This is a genomic window from Nonomuraea sp. NPDC001636 (genome assembly GCF_040298265.1).
Classification (GTDB): domain Bacteria; phylum Actinomycetota; class Actinomycetes; order Streptosporangiales; family Streptosporangiaceae; genus Nonomuraea.
In genome coordinates, this window is the sequence record NZ_JBEOZT010000011.1 from 175,507 (window position 1) to 198,619 (window position 23,113).

A 23,113-nucleotide genomic window follows, 5' to 3' on the forward strand; every position below is an offset into this window, starting at 1 on the left:
GCTGCGGCTCGCGGGTGCGGGCGGGTCCGCCCGGGGGGGGGTCTTAGTGTCTGTGGGGGGGGCGGCGGCGGCCCCGCCCCCCCCCCCCACGCCACGGTGGACGATCACTCCGCCGGCTGTGCCTAGCCGAGACGCTCCCGCCCCTTGTCCGTCAACGACGCCAGGTGCACCCCCACGCCGAAGGTGGTGAAGCCCGACCTGGCCGCCTTCGTGAACTCCGCGACCACCACTTCCGACGGGAAGTCCTTGACCAGGACGTCATAGGCGGCGAATCCGTGATCCCGGACGGCGGCGAGAACCATGTCCGTGGTCAGCTCGGGGTGTTCCACGATCTCCTCCAGCAGGTCGCCCTGCCTTCACAGTCGCACCGTTGCCGCCACCTGTCATCAGCAACGGCTCTTTCGGCGCCCGCTCCCGGCGCCGGCCGGTCGTCCGCGCCTCTCGGAGATCATTGCGATGATGTCCGGCAACTGATCACGGGAGCGCTGACGTGAGAGACGCGTACAAGGAGTTCGACTGGCTGGCCACGTACGGCCCGTTCTATGACGTCTCGTGTGTGTCCTTCGCCCGTTCCCTCACCCCTCACGAAGCGCTGACCCGCCTCGGCGCAGGACCCGGCGACATCGAGGAGGTGACCTTCGACGGTCTCCAGGAACGAACGATGGAGTGCATCGACGCCGACAACCTGCGCAGTGACTACGTGGGCGCACTTGAGACGGCGGGCTGGACGGTGCTCGTCCAACTCTGGACAGGATCAGGCGCCTTCGACTGCCTGCTGCCGAGTCTGTCCCAAGGGACCGAGGTCGTGTCGATCAGCCGAAACCTCCACGCGGACGACTGCTTCACGTATGCGATCGACGGCGAACGGATCACCTGGTTCAACCAGCTCTCTCCTCAGACACGCACGGGCAGTGAGCCCGACCGATTGTTTCTGGAGATGTGGGACGTAGGGCTGGATCCCAACCACGAGTGGGAAGACCCGGGCCTCCATGCCCCCTTCCCGCGATCGTTCGCGCTGGCGAAGAAGCTCACCGGTGTCGCCTTCTCCCAGAGCCTGCTGGAAAGGCGATTCCTCGCCGCCAGGATCAGGCACGACTGATCACCACCCCGTCGGTACGGATGCCGACGCGTTCGCCCGGCGACCGCCTCTACGGGTTCGACCCGCGTAGGCGGGCGTGCAGGTTGTCGATGCGCCGGTACAGCACTCGGTGGTCGGGCGGCTGAGTGCTCTCCCACAACCGCACCTTCCTGTCGGCGCCCGCGGTGGCGAGCAGATGCCCGTGCGGGTGGAAGGCGACGGCCCGGACGGGACCGGTGTGGCCGTCGAGAGGCCGCCCCACCTGTTCTCCGGAATCGAGCTGCCACAACCGGACCAGCCCGTCGTCGCCGGCGCTGGCCACCAAGTCCGCTCCCGGGTGGAAGGCCACCGACCGGACCGGGCCGATGTGGCCGACGAAGGGGTCGGCCATGGCGCGTCCCGAAGCGGGATCCCACAACCGCACCGTTTCGTCGTCGCCGCCGCTGGCCAGGACGTGCCCGTCCGGGTGGAAGGCCACCGTCACGACCGCGCCGCTGTGACCTGCCAACGGCTCACTGACCGGCTGCCCGGACGTCGTGTTCCACAACCGGACCATGCCGTCGTCCCCGCCGTTGGCCAGCAGGGCGCCGTCGAGGTCGAAGGCGAGGGCCCAGCCGGCGCCGTCATGGTCGATCAGCGGTCCCTGCAACGGCCTTCCTGTAGCGGTGTCCCACAACCTCACGGTGCCGTCGATGCCGCCGCTGGCCAGGACGTGCCCGTTCGGGTGGAAGGCGACCGACCAGACAGTGCCGGCATGGCCGTGCAACGGTTCACGCACCGGTCGCAGCCCGTCGATCGTCCACAGGCGTACCGTCTTGTCGCTGCCACCGCTGGCCACCAGCTCCCCGTCGGGGTGGAAGGCGACCGCCACGACGGCGCCCGTGTGGCCCAGCAGAGGCTCCCGCCACGGCTTCCCCGTCACCGTGTCCCACAGCCGCACGGTCCCGTCGCCGCCGGCGCTGGCCAGGATGCGCCCGTCCGGATGGAAGGCCACCGACCAGACGGCGCCGGAGTGACCTTCCGCGTTCGCCCCGTCCACCGGCCGGTACAGCTCATGCAGGGGATCGGAGGCCGGCCCTGGGGTGTCCTCCGTCCGGACCGTGGACCCCGTCTCGGGATCCAGTGGGCGACCGCGCTGCGAACGCAGGTCGCGGGCGGCGATCCACAGGGCCTTGAACTCCGTGACGTCGCCCTGCAACGCCTCCACCACGAGCTCCAGGTTGCCCCATCGAGGCAGGTTGACGCAGCGGATCACCCCGTGCGCGGTGGAGTGGCTCATCGCGCCCGTCTGCCTGGCCAGAGCCCGGCTGCTGGGCTCGCCCGCGTGGAGATGCAGGTCCCGCAGGCGTTCCCGCAGAACGGCCAGGGGATCCTCCGGCAGGGGGGCTTGCGGAGACATGGTGATGTCAGGATTCCAGAATCCCGGAGCACCAAACCCACCTGTGACGGATCTGTGCACATCGCCGTCCGGGCCGGGGGCTGTCAGTTTCTGTCAGCCGATGTACGGGTTCATCGGATCGCGTAAGACCTTGGCACAGATCGTCAACGGCACTTCGGCGCGCCCCATCCTGATATCGCGCCCCTCGGCACCGGCCGAGGCGATGCCGAACCCTCGAAGGGAAGCCCCATGATGCTGCCCCACCTCGCCGCACTGGTCGTGACGAGCGCCGCGCTGGTGACGCTCCCCGCCATGATCTACATGTTCTCGGCCGACTCGGCCCGCCGCTCCCGGGCACTACGCCTGCTGCGCCTGCTGCTGCGCCGTTGACGCCGGTGGCGCGAGGCGAAGGAGGCAGCCGGCCCGAACCGGGCTCCTCCCCCGACGGGCCTGGGCTACCTGCCGCACAGGGCGGTGCCGAAGGCTTCGAAGATGTGCGCGTCGCTCTTCGGGGTGCCGGTCACGTAGAGGGTGACCGCGCGGCCCGAACGGTCGCGGCCGCTGAGGACGCGGGTGCCGGGCAGGCCGCCGTCGTGCATCCAGGCCGGGCCGCAGGCGAACGGGTAGGAGTAGGCGCCCAGGCCGTAGTCGGCCTTCGGCGGGTCGTCGGCGGGGACGGTCCGGGTGAGCATGGTCTTGAGCGTGGAGGCGGGCAGGGACTGCCAGAAGCGGTTCAGGTCGTCGGGGGTGGAGATCAGGCCGCCCGAGGCGCCGAAGAGGTAGCCGGGCTCCAGGGTCGTGTCGACCACCTTGCCCTGGCTCTTCGGGTCGAACGGGTTCACGCCGTAGGTGTGGGCGTGCCTGCCGCGGATGTCCAGCTCGTTCTGACGCGGCCAGTAGGTGTGCCGCAGGTTCTTCAGGACGCCCTGGCGGGTGACCGTCCGGAAGTCCTTGCCGGTGACCTTCTGGATGAGCATGCCGGCCACCAGGTAGTTCGTGTTGGCGTAGGCCCACTTCTCGCCGGGTTCGCCGGTGGGCTCGGCGTCCAGGGCCAGGCGCAGGAAGGAGGCGTCGGGGTCGGTGCCGAGGCGCGCCGGGTCGATCAGCGTCAGGTACTCGGGCAGGCCGCTGGTGTGCGTCAGCAGTTGCCGCACGGTGATCGGCCTGCCGTCGAGCAGGCCGGGCGCGTACCGCTCCGCCTGGGCGTCCAGATCGATCCTGCCCTGGTCCGCCAGGCGCACCACGGTGGCCGCGACAACCGACTTGGTCACGCTGGCGATGCGGAAATGCGCGTCCGCGCCGACCATCGGCCGGTCGGAGCCGCGCTCGGCGACGCCGGACGTCAACGTCCTGACCCGGCCGTCGGGCTCACGCACCGACACCAGGGCGCCCGCCAGGCCGTCCTGCTGGGTCAACCGGTCAAGCTGCTGCTGCAGGGTGGGCGACGACGGCTTGGCGGCGGCCAACGCCGGGGACGCGGCGCCCAGCAGGACGACGGCGGCTGCAGCTGCGGCAAGATACCTGCGCATGTTCTCGGCAACTCCCTTGGATGAGGTGATGTGCCCATCCTGCGGCTGCCGAGCGCCGGAATCGATCATGCCGCCCGGTGTCCGGATGGTGGGGCCTGCCCTACGGCGGCTCGGGCGGTCTGCGCCACCAGCGGCGAAGTTTCAGGTAGTTTGCCCGGTGGTGTGTTGTTCGATCAAGGAGGAAGACAGATGCCTGACAGGCTGACCCGACGCGATTTCGGCCGGACGATGGGCCTGGCCGGGCTCGGATTGGCCGGCGCCGGGCTCGTCGCCGGTCAGCCGGGCAGAGCGGACGCCGCCGCCGGGACGTGGAAGACGACCGGAACCCTGGGCGCCGGGCTGGGCGGCTTCGACAGCACGATGAAGGCTTTCATGCAGGCCCGCAACCTCTCCTGCGGATCGCTCGCCGTCGCCCGCAAGGGCAAGCTCGTCCTGGCCCGCGGCTACACCTGGACGACCAGCACCACCCTGAAGACCCAGCCGACCTCGCTGTTCCGGATCGCCAGCCTGAGCAAGCCCATCACCGGCGCGGCCGTACTCAAGCTGGTGCAGGACGGCAAGCTCAAGCTCACCGACCGGCTGCCCGACCTGCTCCCCCTGACGGCGCCGTCCGGCAAGACGGTGGATCCGCGGCTGAAGGACGTGACCGTCCTCAGGTTGCTGCAGCACCTGGGCGGCTGGGACTCGTCCGTCACCGCCGACCCCATGTTCAGCGACCTGGCGATCTCCAGGGCGCTCGGCACGGCGCTGCCCGTCCGCCAGGCCGACATCATGCGGTACGCCGGCGGCCTCACCCTGGACCACGACCCCGGCAGCACGTACGCCTACGCCAACTACGACTACCTGCTGCTCGGCCGGATCATCGAGAAGGTCAGCGGCATGCCGTACGGCACGTACGTGCAGCAGAAGATCCTCGGGCCGCGCGGAATCACCCGGATGAGGCTCGGGCGCACGCTCAAGGCCGGCGCCGTCACCGGCGAGGTGCCGTACGTCTCCAAGTACACGGGAAAGACGGTGTTCGACGCCTCCGGCACCTCCGTCCCGGCTCCGTACGGTTCGTTCAACCTGGAGAACATGGACGCGCACGGCGGCTGGCTCGGAACGGCGGTCGACCTGGTGCGCTTCGCCGGGATCTTCGACGCGGCCGGCTCCGTGCTCACCTCGACGTCGATCTCCCGCGCCTTCGCCCAGCCCGAGACCGGCGTCAACGGCGACGGCTGGTGGTACGGCTGCGGCTGGTCGGTCCGCAACGTCACCGGCGGCCGCAACACCTGGCACACCGGCAGCCTCCCCGGCACCTACACCCTCCTGGTGCGGCGGTACGACGGGCTGACCTGGGCCGCGCTCTTCAACCAGCGCGACGACGCCTCCGGCCTGAGCTACGCCGACATCGACCCGGCCCTCCACAAGGCCGCCAACGCGGTGACCACCTGGCCCACCACAGACCTGTACACCACCTACCTCTGACAAGCCCTCGCCGTTCACCGGCCTCCGGTGGCCACGGACGCGGGAACAGGAGCAGCCGCGCCTACGGCATGCCCAAGTGCCGGGTGTCCGAGCCCGTGGCGCGCGGCCCACGAACGGACCTCGCCTCACGGCCCCGGGCCCTCACCCCCGTGTCGCACAATCTGCGGGCATGGATTCCGCAAGACGCCCTGTCGCCACGGACGTCCTGACCAGGCCGACCTACGCTGCCCGCATGGCTTTTGTTATCCCAGAGATCAAGGTCGGCCTGGCCGAACTCGGCGGCGGGCCGGACGCCTGGTGCTCGAAGTGCGGCAAGCGTGCGACCCTGTACGCCGTGGACCCGGCGACCGGAAGGCCCACGTACGTCTGCACGGCCGACGCCGGTTCCGAGGTGGAGGCCATGCTGCTGCGCTCCCCCGACTAGGCAGATCACCACTCCCGTTCCTCGACGCCACAGCACCACGCTCGCGCCCGTCCCTGTGAGTGTTCGCCCCCGAGGAACGGACGCCGGACGCCGTCCCAGCGTCAATCTCGCCGGGTGACGGCGTTCGTCGCGGACAGGACTTCAGCCACTCCCCCCCGGCCGACGAGTTCTTGAGCCCCACAGGCCGGACGTTTACGCTCGCGACATGCCCATGATCGCGGTGTTCTCCGCGCTGCTGGTCGTTGTCGCGTTCGTCGCCAGGCGCCGGTTGGCGGTGGTGACCGTACGGGGGGAGAGCATGGTGCCGGCGTTGCGGCCCGGCGACCGGTTGCTGGTGCTGCGCGGGAAGGCGGTCCGGCGCGGGCAGATCGTGGTGCTCGAACCGATCGGGCCGGGAATGCGGTGGCGGGACGGGCCGCTGCCCGAGGTCACGGCCGCCGACTGGGTGGTCAAGCGGGTCGCGGCGCTGCCGGGCGAACCGGCGCCGCCGCAGTGCCCCGGGCTGCCCGCCACGGTGCCGCCCGGAAAGCTGGTGGTGCTGGGTGACGGGGAGGTCAGCGCGGACTCGCGGTTGTGGGGGCTCGTCCCGGCCGATCGGGTTCTGGGGGTCGTCCTCCGCACCCTTGTTAGTACGTCTTAACAGCCCCATACTCCAATATGTCCGGACATTTCCTGACAACGGGGCTGGGATATGCGTCTGGTCTTTTCCGCCGCAGGACTGGCCGCGACCACCTTCACCATCTCCCCGCTGCACCACACCCTGTTCGCCGCCCTGTGCCTGCATCATCCCGGCTTCGCCGTACCCGGATCGCCGTGGCGGGACCTGGCGCGCAGGACGCCCGCCAGAGCCATGCCGTTCGTCCGGCGTGTCCACCACGCGCCGCACAGCGTGTCCGGCTTCCTCTGGGCCGACCTGCCGCTGCCGCCCGGGGCGGGCACGCTCAACGACGAGCTCGACGTCCAGCCCGGTCTCGGTGACGTCGCCGACGCGCTGCGCGCCTTCTACGTCAGCTGCGTGGCCCCCGAGTGGGACGCAATACGCCGCCGCCTGAACGCCCACGTGAACCGCTACTCCGAGCTGATCTGCGTACGGGGATTCGACCGCACGCTGCCCAGGCTCACCCCCAGGCTGAACTGGTACGGCTGCGCCCTGCAGATCGACACCTCGGACCTGTGCCCGTCACCGGTGGAGCTCGGCGACGGGGGCGTGGCGTTCTCGCCGCTGATGTGCGCCAGCCGCTGCTTCCTCGCGCTGTCGCCGCCGCGCGGCGACAGCAGGGCGGTCATCGCCTATCCGGCCGGCGACGAGGGCGCCCGGCGTCCCGCGTCGGTGGACGCCCTGGCCCAGGTCGTCGGGCAGGCCCGTGCCAGGGTGCTGCGCTCGATCGGCGGCGGCTCGGCGACCGGCGAGCTGGCCAGGTCGCTGGCGGTGAGCGCCTCCACGGTGTCCGAGCACGTGACGGCGTTGCGGCTGGCGGGCCTCGTGAACACCTACCGCGAGGGCCGGGCGGTGCGGCACGTGCTCACCTCGCTGGGCCACGAACTCCTCGAACACAGCGCCTGATTTGTCGCATTTCGGTGGCGGTCCGAAAGGATTGCCCCTCCCCTGACCCGATGGTGATGATCAGGCGAATACAGCCCCTCTCACCCAGGAGGTCGGATGACTCGCACACTCAAGGCGTTGGGCGACCGGATGCTCGGCGCCCTGCTGCCCGCCAGCACCGCGGACGCCAGGGGGTGCCCCTACGAGTGCTGGTGCTACCACTGGCTCGACCACACCGCGTGGACCTGCGTGCGGCCGGACTGCACGACCTACGTGTCCTGCTACGAGTGCTGCTGACCCTCCACACCCCGCCCACGCCCCCTTCGCAGGGGGTCGTGGGCGGCACCACCCGTGAAGGAGCGCCATGCCGTACATAGAGCTGGGCTGCAGGGCCGTGCTCTGCCTGGTCTTCCTGGCCGCGCTGGCGGGCAAGGCCACCGGCTGGCGCGCTTTCGTGTCCTCCGTCCCCGGTCTGGCTCCCGGGCTGCCCGCCGCGCCGGTCGCGGTGGCCGTACTGGCCGGGGAGAGCGCCGCCGTGGCGCTGCTCGCCCTGGGCGAGCGCGCGGGGTTCGTGCTGGCCGCCGTGCTGCTCGCGGCCTTCGCCGCCGCGATCCTGCTGGCCCTGCGCCGCGGCTCCGCCGCCGCCTGCCGGTGCTTCGGCGTCACCGCCGCTCCGCTGAGCCGCGCCCAGATCGTGCGCAACCTGCTGCTGATCGCGGTCGCGGTCACCGGGTGGGTGACGCCGGGCGGGCACGTCGAACTCGCCGGGGTGGCGCTGGCGCTGGTCGCCGCCGCGGTGCTCGCCGCCGTGCTGGTGCTCTTCGACGACCTCGCCGACCTTCTCCTGGAGAGGAACCTCTGATGCCGTACGTCATCGCAGCCCTGGTCATCGTGGGCGTCATGAGCGCGCTCAACCTGGTGCTGACGTTCGCGGTGATCCGCCGGGTGCGCCACGCCGAGCAGCACGCCGCTCCCTCGGGGCCGCCGTTGCTGCCGGTGGGCTCGACCGTCCCGGACGTGCGCGGGATCGGGCGGCCCTCGGTGATCGGCTTCTTCGACACCGAGTGCCAGGCCTGCCCCGGCCAACTGCCGCCGTTCCTCCAGCTCGTCGCCAACGCGGGCTACTCCCCCTCGCAGGTGCTCGCCGTCGTGTCCGGCCCCGGCGGGGAGAGCTACGCGGACGCGCTGCGCGGCAGCGCCACCGTGATCGCCGAGCCCGCCAACGGGCCGGTCTGCCTGGCCTTCCCCAACTCCGCCTTCCCCGCCTTCTACCTGCTCGACGACTCCGGCCGGGTCAGGTCGCGCGCGGTCACCGTGGCCGGGCTCGGCGCTCCCGTCACCGCATGACCCACGACGTCTCGCCCGGTGTCTTCCGGCTGGCCGGGCGGGCCGTGACGGTGTGGGGGCTGGCCTGGCGGGCCGCCCCGGTCGCCGCCGTCTGCTCGGTGCTCGCCGTCCTGGCCGGCGGCACGACGCCGGTGGCCGCCGCCTGGTGCACCAAGCTGATCCTGGACGGCCTGGCGGGCGGCCGGGCCGTCCTGATGCCGACGATCATGCTCGGCGTGGTCGGCCTGGTCGCCGCGCTGCTGCCGCACCTCACCGAATACACCGACGGACGGCTGCGCCGCGGCCTGGGCCTGCTGACCCGCGAACGCCTGTTCACCTCGGTCAACGCGTTCGTCGGCCTCGGCCCGTTCGAGAACCCCCGCTTCCGCGACCGGCTCAGGCTGGCCGAGCAGGCCGGGACCGGCGCGGCCAACCAGATCCTGGCCCCCAGCCTGTCACTGGTGCGCGGGCTGGTCACGCTGGCCGGGTTCGTCGCCGCGCTCACGGCGCTGAGCCCGGTCATGACGGCGATCGTCCTGCTGTCGGCGCTGCCGTCGCTGGGCGTGCAGCTGTCGCTGAGCAGGCGCAAGGTGGGTCTCGAATGGCAGATCAGCCCGGCGATGCGCCGCCAGATCTTCTACGCCGACCTGCTCACCCAGGTCGAACCGGCCAAGGAGGTGCGGCTGTTCGGGCTGGGCGCGTACCTGCGCGACCGTCTCCTCGGCGAGATCCGCGCGGTCAACCGCCAGGAGCAGGACCTGGAACGGCGCGCGCTGGCGGGACACGGGCTGCTCGCCCTGCTCGGCGCCGCCATCGGCGGCGCCGGACTGATCTGGGCGATCGCCGGCGGCCGGCTCGGCGTGGGCGACGTGGCGGTCTTCGCCGCCGCCGTCGCCGGGGTGCAGGGCGCGCTGTCGGGCGGGGTCACCCAGCTCGCCCGGCTGCACCAGGCGCTGCTGGTCTTCGGACACTACCGCGCCGTCGTCTCCGCCGCCCCGGACCTTCCCGTACGCCGCCCGCCCCGCCCGCTGCCCGCCCTCCGCTCCGGGATCGAGCTGCGGGACGTCTGGTTCCGCTACGGCGAGGGGCGGCCGTGGGTGCTGCGCGGAGTGGATCTCACCATCCCGCACGGCGCCTGCGTCGCGCTCGTGGGGCTCAACGGCGCCGGCAAGTCGACGCTGGTCAAACTGCTGTGCCGGTTCTACGACCCGTCACGCGGCACGATCCGCTGGGACGGGACGGACCTGCGCGACGCCGACCCCGCCGAACTGCGCTCCCGGCTGACCGCGGTCTTCCAGGACTACGTGGCCTACGACTTCACGGCGGCGGAGAACATCTCGCTCGGCTCGCTCGGCGCCTCGCCCGAGCAGGTCAGGACGGCGGCCCGGCTGGCCGGGGTGGACACGGCGCTGGACGCCCTGCCGCACGGCTACGACACGTTGCTCAGCAACCGCTTCCTCGACGCGGCCGAGACCTCCGGCGTCGTGCTGTCCGGCGGCCAGTGGCAGCGGCTCGCCCTGGCCAGAGCGTTGATCAGGGGCGAACGCGACCTGCTCGTCCTGGACGAGCCGAGCGCCGGGCTCGACGCGGAGGCCGAGCACGCCATCCACCACAGGTTGCGCGAGCATCGGGCCGGCCGCACCAGCCTGCTGATCTCCCACCGGCTGAGCGCGGTCAAGGACGCCGACCTCATCGTGGTGCTGGCGGAGGGCAGAATCGCCGAACAGGGCACCCACACCACCCTCATGGCCGCGGGCGGCGAATACGCCCGCCTGTTCACCCTCCAGGCCAGCGGCTACACCGTCGAACACGCCTGAAGCCGCCACCCGATGGAACGCATCGGCAGCCCACCCTGCCGAGCCCGTCCGCCGTCGGCGAGGTCCCTGAGTGCCGCTGATCACGGGCAAAGGGCCGTTAGACTACACCAGTGTTCGCGCGCGTTCCCCTGGCCGTCCGCTCATGGCCGGCCTGGTGGAGAGCCCGGCAGTCCTCGGTCAAGGACGGCGCGCTCGCGGCGACGCTCACCGCGCTGGCGTTCGTACCGACCCTGTCCGTCATCGGAGCGCAGCTCGGCGACCTGCCGCGGCGACCTGCCGACGCCTTGGCGGTGGTGCTGACCGTGGCGCAGGCGGGGCCGCTGGCGCTCCGCAGCCGTCACCCGGCGGCGTGCCTGGCCGTCATCGGCACGGCCTTCGCCGTTCATCAGACGCTCTGCTATCCGCCGACGTTCGCCAGCATCGGCTTCTACCTGGCCCTGTACACGGCCGGAGCCCATCAGCCCCGGCACCGCCGCACGCTCGCGGCGGCGGTGAGCGCCGGCTACGCCGCGCTGGCGGTCGTTCTGAGCTGGTGGGGATCCGCCAACCGGATCTCGGACTTCCTCGCTTTCTATCTGGTGCTGGTGGTGATCTGGATGGCCGGTGCGGGGATGCGCCGGTGGCGGGCCGAGGAGGCCGAACGGCGGCGGCTCGGCGCGCTGGCGGCCGGCGCCGACGAACGCGCCCGCATCGCCCGTGAGCTGCACGACGTGGTCACCCATCACGTGACCGCCATCGTGGTGCAGGCCGACGCCGCACAGTTCCTGGTCGGCACCGCACCGGAACGGGCGGGGCAAGGGCTGGCCGCCATCAGCGACACCGGCCGGCGGGCGCTGACGGAGCTTCGGCATCTGCTCGGCGTGCTGGAGGCGACCGGCGACGACGCGCTCACGGCCCGTACGCCGGGCCTCGGCAGTATCGCCGACCTGGTCGAACAGGCCCGCGTCTCCGGCCAGCCCGTCGAACTGGCCGAGCACGGCGAGCGCCTGCCGCAGGCCGTCGACGTCGAGCTGGCCGCGTATCGGGTGGTTCAGGAAGCCCTCACGAACGCCATCAAGCACGCGACGGGCCGGCCCACCAGGGTCACGGTCCACCACCGCGCCGGCCACCTCGACATCGAGGTGACCACCGACGGGTCCGCATCGGTGGCAGGTTCCGCCGTGCCGTCCGGGGGACGAGGACTGGACGGGCTGCGCCGGCGCATCCAGCTGCTGAACGGTGAGCTGTCCGCCGGCGCCCGGCCCGGGGGCGGGTTCAGCGTCCGGGCTCTCATCCCCTTCAGGAGCACCGCATGACCAGTACGCCGATCCGGGTGCTCATCTGTGAGGACCACGAGCTGGTGCGCACCGGCTACACCACGATCTTCGCCGCCCAGCCCGACATGGAGGTCGTCGGGGACGCCGCGGACGGCCGCGCGGCGCTGGAGGCCGCCCGGCGGCTGCTGCCGGACGTCGTCGTGATGGACATCCGGATGCCCGTCCTGGACGGCATCGAGGTCACCAGGCGACTGGCCGGGCCGGGCGTCGCCGCTCCGGTGAAGGTCCTGGTGGTGACCACGTTCAACGTCGACGAGTACGCCTACGAAGCACTCAGGGCGGGCGCCAGCGGCTTCCTGCTCAAGGACGCGCGGCCGAAGGAACTGGTGGACGGCGTACGCACCGTCGCGCGCGGCGACTCCCTGCTCGCGCCCGCCGTCACCCGGGCCCTCATCGGCCACTTCGCCGAGCGCCTGCGTCCCACCGACTCCGCCCGGCCGGCCCTGCAGGAGGTCGTGCGGGCACTGACCCAGCGGGAGCTGGAAGTGCTCGAACAGCTCGCCGGGGGCCTGTCCAACGCGGAGATCGCCACACGGCTGTCCATCAGCGTCGAGACCGTCAAGACGTACGTGTCGCGGATCCTGATGAAACTCGACCTGCGCGACCGTGTGCAGGCGGTCGTGCTCGCCTACCGGGTGGGATTGGTGGCCGCCGATCAGGGGTGAGGCGGCGGTCAGGCGGAGGGCTTGGCGCGGTGCGGCCGAGGCCGGATCCGGCCGGCGCGGGCGGCCCGCCGCAGCAGGAGAATCGTGGGCACCAAGCAGACCAGCAGCGCGAAAAGGCTGGCCTCGGGGCCGAAGACGCCGCCGGTCAGCGCGGTCGGGCCGGACAGCGTGACGTTCAGCACGCCCTCGGGCGGCGCGGCCGATCCGGAGACCGTGACACCGAAGATTCCGGCCTGGGCGAAGTTCCAGGCGAAGTGCAGGCCGATGGGCAGCCACAGCGACCGGGTGGCGACGTAGGCGGCGGCCAGCATGGCTCCGCCCGTCAAGGCGATCGCGAACGCGCCCCACAGGGTGGCGTTGCCGTTGACCAGGTGCAGCGCGCCGAACAGCAGCATGGACACGACCAGGGCGATCACCGTGCCGGTACGTTCCTCCATGATGCGGAACACCACCCCGCGAAACAGCAGTTCCTCGGCCACGGCGACGCTCGCCATCATTCCCGCGGCGCCGAGGAAGCCGCCGAAGGACCCCCAGGACAGCTCCCGCCAGCCACCGAACACCGCGATCAGCGCCATCAACCCGGCGAACAGGCCCGACCCGAGCGAAATCCCGCGCCACAGCTGGGACCATCGCCGCGTCTTCCCGAGTTCGGGGACGTCCGGACGCAGCTCGACGACCCGGCACAACCAGCGGTAGCAGATGACGGCGAGGACGGCCAGGCCGACCCCCACCGGCAGGGCGAGGATCGGTACGGGCGCGACGAGTTGGTTGATCCCGGTCATCACCGACATCGCACCGAACAACGCGACCAGCAGGACGGGGAACCGGAACCTGCGCAACCGGTCACGGCCCGTGGCCGGACCGGGGTGCGAAAGGGTGGTTCTCGGATGCTCAGGGGACGCCACGATCGCGATCCTTTCGATCAGATGTCCGCGGTGTCTTTCCGCGGCTCAAGTGAGGCTAGGGATCGGAGCCGGGCCTGCCATCCCCCTGCAACGGACACAGCGGTAGCTCTCACGAGGGACCGGCAACCGCCCCGGTTTCTGTCCCTGCGCGTCGCCGGCCCTTCGCACCGGGAGCGATCGGATGACGGCCGCTGACTTCGTCCGGGCTGTCAGGCCTGCGGTTCGGCAAGCGTGCCGAAGTGGCCTCCGAGGTCGTGAAGGGCCCCGGCGGGCCCATGCTCGTGCTCCGCACCTCATCGGGAGCTCTTGGCCATTGGCCATGTGGCCGAACGAAGGTCGTCCGTCGGGACGATTCTTTCGCGCGGTGAGGTGAGAAAAAGAAAGGGTCCGCACGCTTCGACCGGATGGGAGTAGATGCTTCATGCGCACCTTACTCACGCGCACGGCCACCCTCGTCGCCTCGGCTGTGGCCGCGCTCGCTCTGGCAGCCCCTGCTCACGCGGCCTCCGACCCCGTCAAGGTGGCCCTCGACATGTCGGGCACTCCTTCCACAGCGCTGTCCCCCGCGCCGAACGCCTCCACCATGTCGTCGGGCGACCCCGGGATACCGGGCGAGCTTCCCGCCCTCGACTACACCTGCGAGGGCCGGTTCACAGACAGCGGTCACATGACGGGCTGGGCGATCTGCTCCACGATGTACGACTGGGAGGTGGGGGTCTTCTGCAACGACGGCAGCTACCGCAAGTTCTATCCCGAGGGGGGCGTCGCCCGCTTCGACTGTTACGGGGCAGGCGGCATCTCCCGCGTCTTCGCGACGATCTGGTACAGGTGACAGACCTGCGCCAGGACCAGGAGACCCCCGGTCATCTGGGGCGCCGACTCAGCGCCCGGAAGGCTCGCCCCCGGTCCGGGGCCGGGCACCGGGGGCGGGCTCCTGGAGCCGGACCGGGCCGGGGCCGTGGTCGCGCAGGGCGTCGTCGGGGTTGAGCAGCAGGCACGCCTTCATCGACAGGCAGCCGCAGCCGATGCAGCCGGTGAGCTCGTGTTCGAGCTGCTCGATGGCGCGGCGGCGTTCCTCGAGCTGCTTCTTCCACGTACGGGAGACCCGCTGCCAGTCATTGTGGGCAGGGGCGCGGTCGGTGGGGAGGGTGGCGAGGATCTCGGCGACGTCCGACAGCGGGATGTGCAGGCGCTTGGCCACGATGATGAGGGAGATCCGGCGGAGCATGTGCCGGGAGAAGACGCGTTGGTTGCCGCCGTCGCGTTCGCTGAAGATCAGCCCCTTGCGTTCGTAGAAGTGCAGGGCGGAGGCGGGCACGCCGGTCCGGCGGACGATGTCACCGATCGTGAGATGGTCCTCTGGGCTGGCGTGCACGGCGGCTCCTTGTGACGAAGACGGTGTCAGGCGGTGTGGCGGGACCTGGCGCGGCTGTGGATGAGGACGGCCACGACGACGGACAGCACGAGGCAGATCAGCCCGGTGCCGAGCTGGGTGAGCTGCCAGGACCAGGTGAAGGCGTCCAGTTCGGCGGACTCGGCGCCGGTGGTGAGGCGCCCGGCGCCGACCTCGGCGGCACGGGTCGTGTCGCCGAGCCTGGCCGCGAGGAGGCCGGTCAGGGAGGCGCTGAAGGCGGCGATCACCATGGCCTCGGCCGCTCCGCGCAGCGTGTTGAGGAATCCGGCCGCCATGCCGACCGCGTCGGCCGGGACCAGGGCCATGGCCTGCCCGTCGGTGATGCCGAAGGACGCTCCCATGCCGAGGCCGATCATCAGCAGCGGCGCCGCCGCCGCCGCGACCGGGTTGCCGGCGTTCAGTCCCATCAGCCACAGGTTCCCGGCAACCACCAGGGCCAGCGCGATCACCATCACCAGCCGGGCCGGAACCCCCTTGTTGACCAAGGTGACGGCGGCCATGGGCATGACCAGTACGGGAGCGGTGAGCAGCAGCATGGCCGCCCCCGCGGCGGCGGGCGAGAGTCCCGCGGCCGCCTGCAGGTAGGTCGGCAGGAAGACCAGAACGCCGAGGAATCCGATCGAGGTGGTCAGCGTCGCGAGGCTCCAGCCCAGGAAGGCGCGGTTGGCGACCAGGAAGGGAGCCAGGACCGGGGCGGCGCTGCGCCGCTGGGACAGGCCGAAGCACACCAGCGCGACCAGGCCGGCGACGGCGGTGACCAGGACGGCCGGATGGGTCCAGCCGAACGCGGGCGCCTCCAGCAGCGCGAACATCAGCAGGGTCAGCGCGGCGACGAACAGCATGCTGCCCGTCCAGTCGATCGGGCCCGTGCCGGTCGCCCGGGATTCTCGGGTGCGGGTCGCGCCCAGGGCGACCAGCAGGCCGATGACCGCGAAGACGGCGAAGCTCTCCCGCCACCCGGCGGCCGAGATCAGCAGGCCCGACAGGGTGGGGCCGACGGCGATGCCGACGCCGGCCATGGTGCCCATCAGGGCGAAGGCGCGGTTACGGGCGGCGCCGTCGTAGGTGGCGGCGAGGATGGCGCCGCCGGCCGCCATGATTCCGGCTCCACCGACGCCCGACAGGATACGGGCGACGTCGGTGATGATGATCGCCTGGCTCAGCGCCGTCGCGAGGAACCCGGCCACGAAGACCAGTGCCGCGGCGACGAACACCCGGCGGCGGCCGATCCGGTCGGCGGCCGAGCCCGCGACGAGCGTCATGGCCGCGAACGCCAGGTTGTACCCTGCGACGACCCAGTGCAGCAGGGACCCGGACGCGTCGAGGTCCCGGCTGATGCTCGGCAGCGCCACCGCGGTTCCCGAGATGGACATCGCCACCAGCACGACGCCGACCAGGACCACCGGGAGCGTCAACGGAGAGGGGCGATCCACTGCGGCGCGATGCTCGGACGGTGGTGTGGAGGTGTCCATGCTGTTCGCTTTCTCTCATCCGGAGGCCGACGGCGAACAGCCCATCAGCTCAACCTAAGTTGAGGTCAAATGCGCTGGTCACCACCGGCAGCGCCTCGGCCATGACGTACCTCAGCGCCTGAGTCTTTGCCGGGTGCGAGCCACTCAGGAACGGGATGGCGCTACACCACGTCGAACTCGTTTCCCTCCGGGTCCGCCATCGCCACCGCATAGTGATCGACCCCGGGCTGCGACAGCACCCGCACCACGGACGCCCCTGCCTGGACCAGCCGCTCCACCTCGGCGTCCACCCGCGCCCGCCGGGTCTCCAACGGCACGTCCGCCCGCTTGCCGCCCACCTTCACGTCCAGGTGGAACCGATTCTTGACCGTCTTGGCTTCGGGCACCTGCTGGAACCAGATCCTCGGGCCGTGCCCCTCGGGATCGATGATGCTGTCGCTGCAGTCGCCCTCGCCCAACTCGTCCTCGGGCACGCCGATGCTGAGCCAGTACTCCCGCCATGTGCCGAACTCATCCGGTGGCGGCTCCACCGTGTACCTCAGCGCGTTCGCCCAGAACCGGGCCATGAGGTCGGGCGAGGCGCAGTCGATGACCAACTGGTAGGAAACCATGGCGACCATCCTGCCCGGGTGCCATGGCCGCACAGGTCACCGGGTCAGGCGATTTTGAGCAGCAGTTCGGTGAGTTCGGCGGGCATGGTGATCATGCAGTCGTGGCCCGTCGGCAGCTTCCACACCTGTGCCGGGCTGCCGTTGGGCTGGGTCGCCGGGACGGGCCGCCGCGTGATGCCCTCCGGTACGCCCGCGACGCAGTGGATGTGCGTCCGCGGGATCGTGTGCGTGGCGGGGTTGTCCAGCCGGACCGGCTGCTGGAGGCAGAGCGCCGGCTGGTCCGACAACATCGCCCGCAGCCAGGCCACGTCCGCCGGGTCGGTGACCCCGAACAGGCCCAGGGGCGGCGGCAGCTCGGGCATCGGCGGGATCCGCCAGCCGGTCCCGGACTGCGCGGCGCGGTCGATGAGGGCCTGGGTGACGGGGTGCACGTCCACCGCGCTCTCGCCGTCCTCCGGGACCATCGCGTCGAGGTAGACCAGGTGGGCGATGCGGTCCGGGATGCGGTTGGCGGCGGAGGAGATGACCAGCCCGGCGTAGCTGTGGCCGACCAGGATCACGTCGGTGAGGTCGTTCGCGGTGATCAGCTCGACGATGTCGCCGGCGTGGGTGTCCAGTCCCACCTCGGGGCCCAGCAGATGGGCCTTGTCGCCGTAGCCGGTCAGCGACGGCGCGGCCGCCTGGTGCCCGGCCGAGGTCAGGAGCGGCACCACCCGCTCCCAGCATCGTCCGCTGTGCCAGGCCCCGTGTACCAGCACGTACGTTGACATGTGCGGCTCCTTGCTCATCAAAGGGGGTTCGTTCCCGAGTGAGGTTTCCGCTCGTCCGCCGGCGCAGCCAGAGCCCTCGCGATCCTGGGGGTGAGGGGGCCAGGCACGCGCCGAGGTGCGCCGTTACCGTGGGAAGCATGGGCGGATCCAACCTTCTGGGCGCATACGTACGCGCCCGCCGGGAGCTCGTCACTCCCGATCAGGCCGGCATCCCTTCCGTGGGCGTACGGCGGGTGCCGGGCCTGCGCCGGGAGGAGGTCGCGATGCTCGCCGGCATCAGCGCCGACTACTACCTGCGCCTGGAGCAGGGCCGCGACCGCAACCCGTCCGCGCAGGTGCTGGTGTCCCTCGCGCGCGTGCTGCGGCTCGACGACGACGCGACGGCCTATCTGCTGCGCCTCGGGACGGGCGATCCCCGGCGGCGACGGCGGCGGCCCCGCAAGGAGAGCGTTCCCGCGGGCATCGCCAAGCTCGTCGCCGCGCTCGCGCTGCCCGCGTACGTGGAGGGCCGCTCCTTCGACGTCCTGGCCGCCAACGCGCCGGCGACCGCCCTGTCGCCGCGGCTCGTGGCGGGGCGCAACCGCCTGCGGGACGTGTTCCTCGACCCCGCCGAGCAGGCTCTCTACCCGGACTGGGAGAACGCCGCGCAGGGCATGGTCGCCGGCTTCCGCGAGTCCGTCGGCGCCGACGTCGACGATCCCCGGTTCGTCGAACTCGTCGGCGAGCTCTCCCTCGCCAGCCCGCTGTTCAGCAGGCTCTGGGCCCGCCACGACGTGGACACGTGCGAAGGCGCGGCCAAGCGCCTCGACCATCCCCAGGTCGGTGAGCTGTGGCTGAACCGGGAGAGGCTGGGCGTGAGCGGCGCGGCGGGCCAGACGCTCATCGTCCTGCACCCGGACCCCGGCACCGGCAGCGCCGAGAAGCTGGCGCTCCTCGCCTCCCTCATGCCTTCCTCGTGAAATCACCCAGGGCGTGACTCAGGCGGAGGGGCGCAGGCGGCGCTCGGCCGGTGGGATCAGCAGCACCTCCAGCGCGCGGGCGCAGGCCCGCGCGTGCGCGGCGAACCAGTCGATCCGCGCGTCGCTGATGACCAGCGGCGTGGAGCGCACGGCCAGCGCGTAGCGGACGTGGTTGTGCCGGTCGAGCACCGGCACCGCGACGGTGCGGATGCCGTCGCCCGACTCGCCGTCGTTGAGCGCGTACCCGGACTCGCGCACGCGGACCAGTTCCTCGCGCAGTTCGGCGTGGTCCACGATGGTGCGGCCGGTCAGCGCCGGCAGCGGGCCGAGCGCCGCCAGGTCGGCGCTGCCCTCCGGGTCCCAGGCCAGCAGCACCTTGCCCAGCGCCGTGGAGTGCAGGGGGCGGCGCAGCCCGGCGCCGCTGTCGGGGTTGAGCGAGCCGCCGCTCAGGATGACCGCGTGCCGGTCGTTGCGGACGGCCAGGTCCACGGTGGCGGAGGTGATGCGGGCCAGCTCGGCCAGTTCGGGGGCGATGCGGTGCAGGCCGCGCCGGTGGAAGGAGAGCTGCCCCAGCTCCGTGATGGACGGCCCCAGCCGGTAGCGGCCGGTGCGCGCCTCCTGCTCCAGGAAGCCCGTGGCGGCCAGCGTCCTGGCCAGGCGGTGGGTGGTCGAGGTGGACAGCCCCATCCTGCGCGCCAGGTCGGACAGGCCGAGCGAGGCGTCACCGCCCCCGAAGCAGCCGAGCAGGCCGATCGCCCTGCGCACCGACTGGACGCTGTCGTCTGTTGCCATGCGGGAAACTCCGTCTTCCGAGTAGGGAGATCGGGGACCAGGTAGGAGCCGGTCCGGCCGGGAACGCTTCCCGCATCGCGGGACAATCTTTGCATTCCCTACCAATTTACTTGCAAACTCTGCCCATGACCACAGCCGCACTCGACGCCATCTGGTTCACCCGCTGTCCCGTCCCCACCGCCACAGGCATCGCGGCCGACCAGGGCTGGCTGGCGGAAGAGTTCGCCGGCGACGGGATCGAGGTCCGCTCGCTGCAGGACGCCGGCCCCGGCGTGCCCCGCGAGACCCACTACACCCACGCTCTGACCGGCCTGTTCCGCGAGGGCGGCAACGTGCCGGCGCTGTGGGCGCGCTCGCGCGGCGAGGCGACCAGGCTCATCGGGCTCACCTGGATCGAGGAGCGGCAGGTCGTGCTGGTGCGCGGCGGCACCGCCCTGGAGAGCCCCGAGCAGCTCAAGGGCCTGCGGCTGGCGGCGCCCCGGCATCGCATCGCCATCGACTTCTGGCGGGCCATGGCCCTGCGCGGCTTCCACGGCGCGCTCTCCCTGGCCGGGCTCGGCCTCGGTGACGCCGAACTGGTGGACGTCGAGGCCGAGCCGGGCGGCGGCCAGTGGGAGGCGGAGCTGGCCGCGCTGGCCGCCGGCCGGGTGGACGCGGTCTACGTCAAGGGCGCGCTCGCCGTCGAGGCCGCCCTGCGCCACGGCGCGGAGGTGGGCATCGACCTGGACGCCGTGCCGGACCGGCGCGCCCGGATCAACAACGGCACCCCCCGCCCGATCACCGTCCACCAGCGCCTGCTGGACGAGCATCCGCAGGTGGTCACCCGCTTCCTGGCCGTCCTGCTGCGCGCCGCGGACTGGGCCGCCGCGCACCCGTCCGAGGTGGCCAGGATCCTGGGCGCGGAGACCGGCGCCGGCGCGACCGGCGTGGCCGCGGCCTACCGCCCCGGCGCCTCGCTCCACCTCGACCTGTCCGCCGAACGCCTCGACCTGCTGGCCGAGCAGGAGCGCTTCCTGCGCGGCCACGGCTTCCTCGAATCACCCGTGGACGTCGCCGCCTGGGCCGACCACACCCCGCTCCAAGGAGTCACCCATGCGTAAGCTGCTGCTCGCCCTTCCGCTCGCCCTCCTGGCCACGGCCTGCGGCGGCCCGGACACCACCACCACCGCCGCCGGCCAGGAGCAGGTCGTCGTGCGCATCTCCGACCCCGGCAACAGCGGCTTCCTGGCCGTCGCGAAGAAGGACGGCAGCCTGGACGCGGCCCTGGCCAAGGTCAACGCCAAGGTCAAGTGGGCCGGTGACTTCTCCGTGTTCGCCCCGGCCGCCCAGGCCATCAACGCGGGCTCGCTCGACATCGCCACCGGCTCGATCACCTCCGGCGTCACCGCGCTGGCCGTCAAGCCCAGTTTCAAGATCTTCGCAACCGTCCCGCCCGACCTGGCCGGGGAGGGCATCGTGGTGAAGAAGGACTCGCCGATCAGGTCCGTGGCCGATCTGGCCGGGCGCAGCGTGGCCGTCGGGCACGGCGGGACCAGCGAGTACCTGCTGCTCAAGGCGTTGCAGACGTTCGACGTGCCGGTCGAGAAGGTCAAGCGGGTCTATCTGCCGCCGCCGCAGACCGCGCCGGTCTTCGGCTCGGGCGAGGTGGACGCCTGGTCCACCTTCTCCACCTTCCTCATCCCCGCCGTCACCCAGCTGGGCGCGCGGGTCCTGGCCGACGGCGAGGCGATCAAGTCGGACAACTACGTGATCTACGTGGCCGCCAACAAGCTGCTGCAGGAGCATCCCGAGGTGGTCAAGGCGCTGTTCGCGTTCATCGAGGAGGGCAGCGCCAAGGAGATCGCCGATCCGGCGGCGTACCTGAACGTCTTCACTCAGACCGGCCCGCAGGCGGTGCAGGGCGAGCAGAAGGAGCTCGTGGTCGGCATCCAGAAGAAGGGCAGGCCCGTCCAGGCGGTCACCGCCTCCGAAATCGCGAAATATCAGGACGTGGCGAGGTTCTTTCTCGACCAGAAGGTGCTCACCGCGCCGCTGGACGTCTCCCAGCACGTCGTGGACGTGAACACGCTCGGGAACGCGCGGTCATGAGCGTGACCACGCACACGGAGGCCAGCGTCGAAGGGCTCGTCGCGCCCCAGCCGCCGCGCTCGTCCGGCCGCCACCCGGCCGTCACGCTCGCGCTGCGCGCCACCGGCCCCGTCCTGCTGCTCGCCGCCTGGTACGCGGCCACCGCCACCGGCGCCCTCACCCAGGACGTGCTGGCCGGCCCTCAGGACGTCGTCAACACCTTCGGCGAGCTGTGGGCCGACGGCCAGCTCCCCGAGGCACTGCGCGTGTCGGTCACCAGGGCCGGGCTCGGCCTGCTGCTGGGCGCCTCCACGGGGCTGGCGCTGGGCGTCGTGTCCGGCTTCACCCGGCTCGGCGAGGAGCTCGTCGACTCCTCGATGCAGGCCCTGCGCGCCATCCCGTTCCTGGCGCTGACCTCGCTGTTCATCGTCTGGTTCGGGATCGAGGAGGCGTCCAAGATCCTGCTGATCGGGGTGGCCTGCACGTTCCCCATGTACATCAACGTCTCCAGCGGGGTGCGCAACGTGGACCGCAAGGTCGTCGAGGCGGCCCGCTCGTTCGGACTGGGCCGGCTGGCCGTCGCCCGCGAGGTCGTGCTGCCGGGCGCGCTGCCGTCGATCTTCGCCGGGCTGCGGCTGTCCACCACGCTCAGCGTGATCGCGCTCATCGCCGCCGAGGAGATCAACGTGACGGCCGGGCTCGGCTACCTCATGGCCCGGGCCACCGACTACCTGCGCACCGACATCCTCGCTCTGTGCGTGCTGCTGTACGCGGTGATCGGGCTCGCCGCCGACCTGGCCCTGCGGCTGGCCGAGCGGGTCACGATGCCCTGGCGCAGGGCGGTGACGATCCGATGAGCCTCGCCGTACGCACCCGGGGGCTGCGCAAGGTCTTCGGCGAGCGGGCCGTGCTCGACGGGGTGGACCTGGACGTGCGGCGCGGCGAGTTCCTGGCGCTGCTCGGCGCGAGCGGCACCGGCAAGACCACGCTCCTGCGCATCCTGGCCGGGCTGGACGCGGCCGGCGGCGGGAGCGTGCTGGTGCCGCCGGTGCGCACCGTCGTCTTCCAGGAGCCGCGGCTCGTCCCGTCCAAGCGCGCCCTCGCCAACGTGATCATCGGGCAGGGCCGCGCCGCCCGCGCCAAGGGCCTGGCGGCCCTGGCCGAGGTGGGGCTGAGCAGCCATGCCGACGCCTGGCCCGCGACGCTGTCCGGCGGCGAGGCCCAGCGGGTCGCGCTGGCCAGGGCCCTGGTACGCGAGCCGGAGCTGCTGCTGCTCGACGAGCCGTTCGCCGCGCTGGACGCCCTGACCCGGCTGCACATGCAGGACCTGATCGCCGAGCTGTGCGCCCGGCACCGCCCGGCCGTGGTGCTGGTCACGCACGACGTGGAGGAGGCGATCCTGCTCGCCGACCGGATCGCGGTGCTGCGCGCGGGCACGTTCGTCACCGACGTGCGGGTCGAGCTCGACCGGCCGCGCGACCGCACCGACCCCGACTTCGTCGAGCTGCGCCGCCGGCTCCTCGCCGACCTCGGCGTGGACGCCCACGCGGGAGCGGCGTCATGACGGCGCCCGGGAGCGG

At 71.7% G+C, this 23,113-nt stretch carries 27 protein-coding genes; 18 read left to right on the plus strand and 9 right to left on the minus strand.

Features of this window, described 5'->3' with window-relative positions; genetic code table 11:
• Positions 1 to 122: 122 nt before the first annotated feature.
• Positions 123 to 329: a hypothetical protein gene (locus ABT158_RS22320; protein ID WP_352356164.1), complete on the minus strand. Its 207-nt coding sequence runs from the start codon at positions 327 to 329 to the stop codon at positions 123 to 125.
• 161 nt (positions 330 to 490) lie between these two features.
• Between ABT158_RS22320 and ABT158_RS22325 the strand changes: the two genes are divergently transcribed.
• On the plus strand, positions 491 to 1,099 hold the full coding sequence (locus tag ABT158_RS22325) for a DUF6461 domain-containing protein (protein ID WP_352356166.1): 609 nt from the start codon (positions 491 to 493) through the stop codon (positions 1,097 to 1,099).
• A gap of 49 nt (positions 1,100 to 1,148) precedes the next feature.
• Here ABT158_RS22325 and ABT158_RS22330 read toward each other — a convergent pair whose 3' ends face one another.
• Entirely contained in the window at positions 1,149 to 2,477 is a 1,329-nt protein-coding gene (locus tag ABT158_RS22330) for a WD40 repeat domain-containing protein (RefSeq protein WP_352356168.1), read from the minus strand.
• Between the two features lie 228 nt (positions 2,478 to 2,705).
• On the opposite strand from ABT158_RS22330, the gene ABT158_RS22335 reads away from it, so the two are divergent.
• Positions 2,706 to 2,846: a hypothetical protein gene (locus ABT158_RS22335; RefSeq protein WP_352356170.1), complete on the plus strand. Its 141-nt coding sequence runs from the start codon at positions 2,706 to 2,708 to the stop codon at positions 2,844 to 2,846.
• 65 nt (positions 2,847 to 2,911) lie between these two features.
• Here ABT158_RS22335 and ABT158_RS22340 read toward each other — a convergent pair whose 3' ends face one another.
• Positions 2,912 to 3,985 (minus strand): serine hydrolase domain-containing protein, encoded by a 1,074-nt coding sequence (locus ABT158_RS22340; RefSeq protein WP_352356172.1) that lies wholly within the window; start codon positions 3,983 to 3,985, stop codon positions 2,912 to 2,914.
• Between the two features lie 189 nt (positions 3,986 to 4,174).
• Here ABT158_RS22340 and ABT158_RS22345 point away from each other — a divergent pair, with 189 nt between their 5' ends.
• The 10 genes from ABT158_RS22345 to ABT158_RS22390 all read left to right on the plus strand — a co-directional run bounded on the left by ABT158_RS22345 (position 4,175) and on the right by ABT158_RS22390 (position 12,543).
• Positions 4,175 to 5,452, plus strand: coding sequence for a serine hydrolase domain-containing protein (locus ABT158_RS22345; protein WP_352356174.1), 1,278 nt, complete (start codon positions 4,175 to 4,177; stop codon positions 5,450 to 5,452).
• 232 nt (positions 5,453 to 5,684) lie between these two features.
• Entirely contained in the window at positions 5,685 to 5,876 is a 192-nt protein-coding gene (locus ABT158_RS22350) for a hypothetical protein (protein ID WP_352356176.1), read from the plus strand.
• 205 nt (positions 5,877 to 6,081) lie between these two features.
• Positions 6,082 to 6,516, plus strand: a complete 435-nt coding sequence (locus ABT158_RS22355) for a S26 family signal peptidase (RefSeq protein WP_352356178.1) — start codon at positions 6,082 to 6,084, stop codon at positions 6,514 to 6,516.
• Between the two features lie 51 nt (positions 6,517 to 6,567).
• On the plus strand, positions 6,568 to 7,440 hold the full coding sequence (locus ABT158_RS22360; RefSeq protein ID WP_352356180.1) for an ArsR/SmtB family transcription factor: 873 nt from the start codon (positions 6,568 to 6,570) through the stop codon (positions 7,438 to 7,440).
• Positions 7,441 to 7,536: 96 nt separating this feature from the next.
• Positions 7,537 to 7,716: a hypothetical protein gene (locus tag ABT158_RS22365; protein WP_125645566.1), complete on the plus strand. Its 180-nt coding sequence runs from the start codon at positions 7,537 to 7,539 to the stop codon at positions 7,714 to 7,716.
• A gap of 67 nt (positions 7,717 to 7,783) precedes the next feature.
• Positions 7,784 to 8,281, plus strand: coding sequence for a MauE/DoxX family redox-associated membrane protein (locus tag ABT158_RS22370; RefSeq protein WP_352356183.1), 498 nt, complete (start codon positions 7,784 to 7,786; stop codon positions 8,279 to 8,281).
• Complete coding sequence (locus ABT158_RS22375; RefSeq protein ID WP_352356185.1) at positions 8,281 to 8,766, plus strand: TlpA family protein disulfide reductase; 486 nt, start codon at positions 8,281 to 8,283, stop codon at positions 8,764 to 8,766. Before ABT158_RS22370 ends, ABT158_RS22375 begins: the two co-directional genes overlap by 1 nt.
• Positions 8,763 to 10,562, plus strand: coding sequence for an ABC transporter ATP-binding protein (locus tag ABT158_RS22380; RefSeq protein ID WP_352356187.1), 1,800 nt, complete (start codon positions 8,763 to 8,765; stop codon positions 10,560 to 10,562). Before ABT158_RS22375 ends, ABT158_RS22380 begins: the two co-directional genes overlap by 4 nt.
• Positions 10,563 to 10,672: 110 nt before the next feature.
• Positions 10,673 to 11,857 carry a sensor histidine kinase gene (locus tag ABT158_RS22385; protein WP_352356188.1) on the plus strand — a complete coding sequence of 395 codons (1,185 nt, stop codon included), beginning with the start codon at positions 10,673 to 10,675 and terminating at the stop codon, positions 11,855 to 11,857.
• Entirely contained in the window at positions 11,854 to 12,543 is a 690-nt protein-coding gene (locus tag ABT158_RS22390; protein WP_352356189.1) for a response regulator, read from the plus strand. Before ABT158_RS22385 ends, ABT158_RS22390 begins: the two co-directional genes overlap by 4 nt.
• Positions 12,544 to 12,551: 8 nt before the next feature.
• Here the strand turns inward: ABT158_RS22390 and ABT158_RS22395 are convergent, their stop codons facing one another.
• A complete protein-coding gene (locus ABT158_RS22395) occupies positions 12,552 to 13,448 on the minus strand; it encodes a CPBP family intramembrane glutamic endopeptidase (RefSeq protein WP_352356191.1) in 897 nt (298 codons plus the stop codon).
• A gap of 421 nt (positions 13,449 to 13,869) precedes the next feature.
• On the opposite strand from ABT158_RS22395, the gene ABT158_RS22400 reads away from it, so the two are divergent.
• Complete coding sequence (locus ABT158_RS22400) at positions 13,870 to 14,280, plus strand: hypothetical protein (protein ID WP_352356193.1); 411 nt, start codon at positions 13,870 to 13,872, stop codon at positions 14,278 to 14,280.
• Positions 14,281 to 14,328: 48 nt separating this feature from the next.
• On the opposite strand, the gene soxR is transcribed toward ABT158_RS22400, so the two are convergent.
• The 4 genes from soxR to ABT158_RS22420 all read right to left on the minus strand — a co-directional run bounded on the left by soxR (position 14,329) and on the right by ABT158_RS22420 (position 17,715).
• Positions 14,329 to 14,823 (minus strand): redox-sensitive transcriptional activator SoxR, encoded by a 495-nt coding sequence (soxR, locus tag ABT158_RS22405; RefSeq protein ID WP_352356195.1) that lies wholly within the window; start codon positions 14,821 to 14,823, stop codon positions 14,329 to 14,331.
• A 26-nt stretch (positions 14,824 to 14,849) separates the two neighbouring features.
• Positions 14,850 to 16,277: an MFS transporter gene (locus ABT158_RS22410; RefSeq protein ID WP_352356197.1), complete on the minus strand. Its 1,428-nt coding sequence runs from the start codon at positions 16,275 to 16,277 to the stop codon at positions 14,850 to 14,852.
• Between the two features lie 218 nt (positions 16,278 to 16,495).
• Entirely contained in the window at positions 16,496 to 16,945 is a 450-nt protein-coding gene (locus ABT158_RS22415; RefSeq protein WP_352356199.1) for a VOC family protein, read from the minus strand.
• 44 nt (positions 16,946 to 16,989) lie between these two features.
• Positions 16,990 to 17,715: an alpha/beta fold hydrolase gene (locus ABT158_RS22420; RefSeq protein ID WP_352356201.1), complete on the minus strand. Its 726-nt coding sequence runs from the start codon at positions 17,713 to 17,715 to the stop codon at positions 16,990 to 16,992.
• Positions 17,716 to 17,852: 137 nt separating this feature from the next.
• Between ABT158_RS22420 and ABT158_RS22425 the strand changes: the two genes are divergently transcribed.
• Entirely contained in the window at positions 17,853 to 18,674 is an 822-nt protein-coding gene (locus ABT158_RS22425; RefSeq protein WP_352356203.1) for a helix-turn-helix domain-containing protein, read from the plus strand.
• Positions 18,675 to 18,692: 18 nt separating this feature from the next.
• On the opposite strand, the gene ABT158_RS22430 is transcribed toward ABT158_RS22425, so the two are convergent.
• Positions 18,693 to 19,466 carry an IclR family transcriptional regulator gene (locus ABT158_RS22430; RefSeq protein ID WP_352356205.1) on the minus strand — a complete coding sequence of 258 codons (774 nt, stop codon included), beginning with the start codon at positions 19,464 to 19,466 and terminating at the stop codon, positions 18,693 to 18,695.
• Positions 19,467 to 19,591: 125 nt separating this feature from the next.
• Here ABT158_RS22430 and ABT158_RS22435 point away from each other — a divergent pair, with 125 nt between their 5' ends.
• Genes ABT158_RS22435 through ABT158_RS22450 form a run of 4 tightly spaced genes read left to right on the plus strand, consistent with a single transcriptional unit; the run spans position 19,592 to position 23,097 of the window.
• The gene (locus tag ABT158_RS22435) at positions 19,592 to 20,566 is read left to right on the plus strand and encodes an ABC transporter substrate-binding protein (RefSeq protein ID WP_352356207.1); all 975 of its coding nucleotides are present in this window, start codon (positions 19,592 to 19,594) and stop codon (positions 20,564 to 20,566) included.
• The gene (locus ABT158_RS22440; protein ID WP_352356209.1) at positions 20,559 to 21,554 is read left to right on the plus strand and encodes an ABC transporter substrate-binding protein; all 996 of its coding nucleotides are present in this window, start codon (positions 20,559 to 20,561) and stop codon (positions 21,552 to 21,554) included. Before ABT158_RS22435 ends, ABT158_RS22440 begins: the two co-directional genes overlap by 8 nt.
• 2 nt (positions 21,555 to 21,556) lie before the next feature.
• Complete coding sequence (locus tag ABT158_RS22445; RefSeq protein ID WP_352356211.1) at positions 21,557 to 22,390, plus strand: ABC transporter permease; 834 nt, start codon at positions 21,557 to 21,559, stop codon at positions 22,388 to 22,390.
• On the plus strand, positions 22,387 to 23,097 hold the full coding sequence (locus ABT158_RS22450) for an ABC transporter ATP-binding protein (protein ID WP_352356213.1): 711 nt from the start codon (positions 22,387 to 22,389) through the stop codon (positions 23,095 to 23,097). Before ABT158_RS22445 ends, ABT158_RS22450 begins: the two co-directional genes overlap by 4 nt.
• The last annotated feature ends 16 nt before the right edge of the window (positions 23,098 to 23,113 follow it).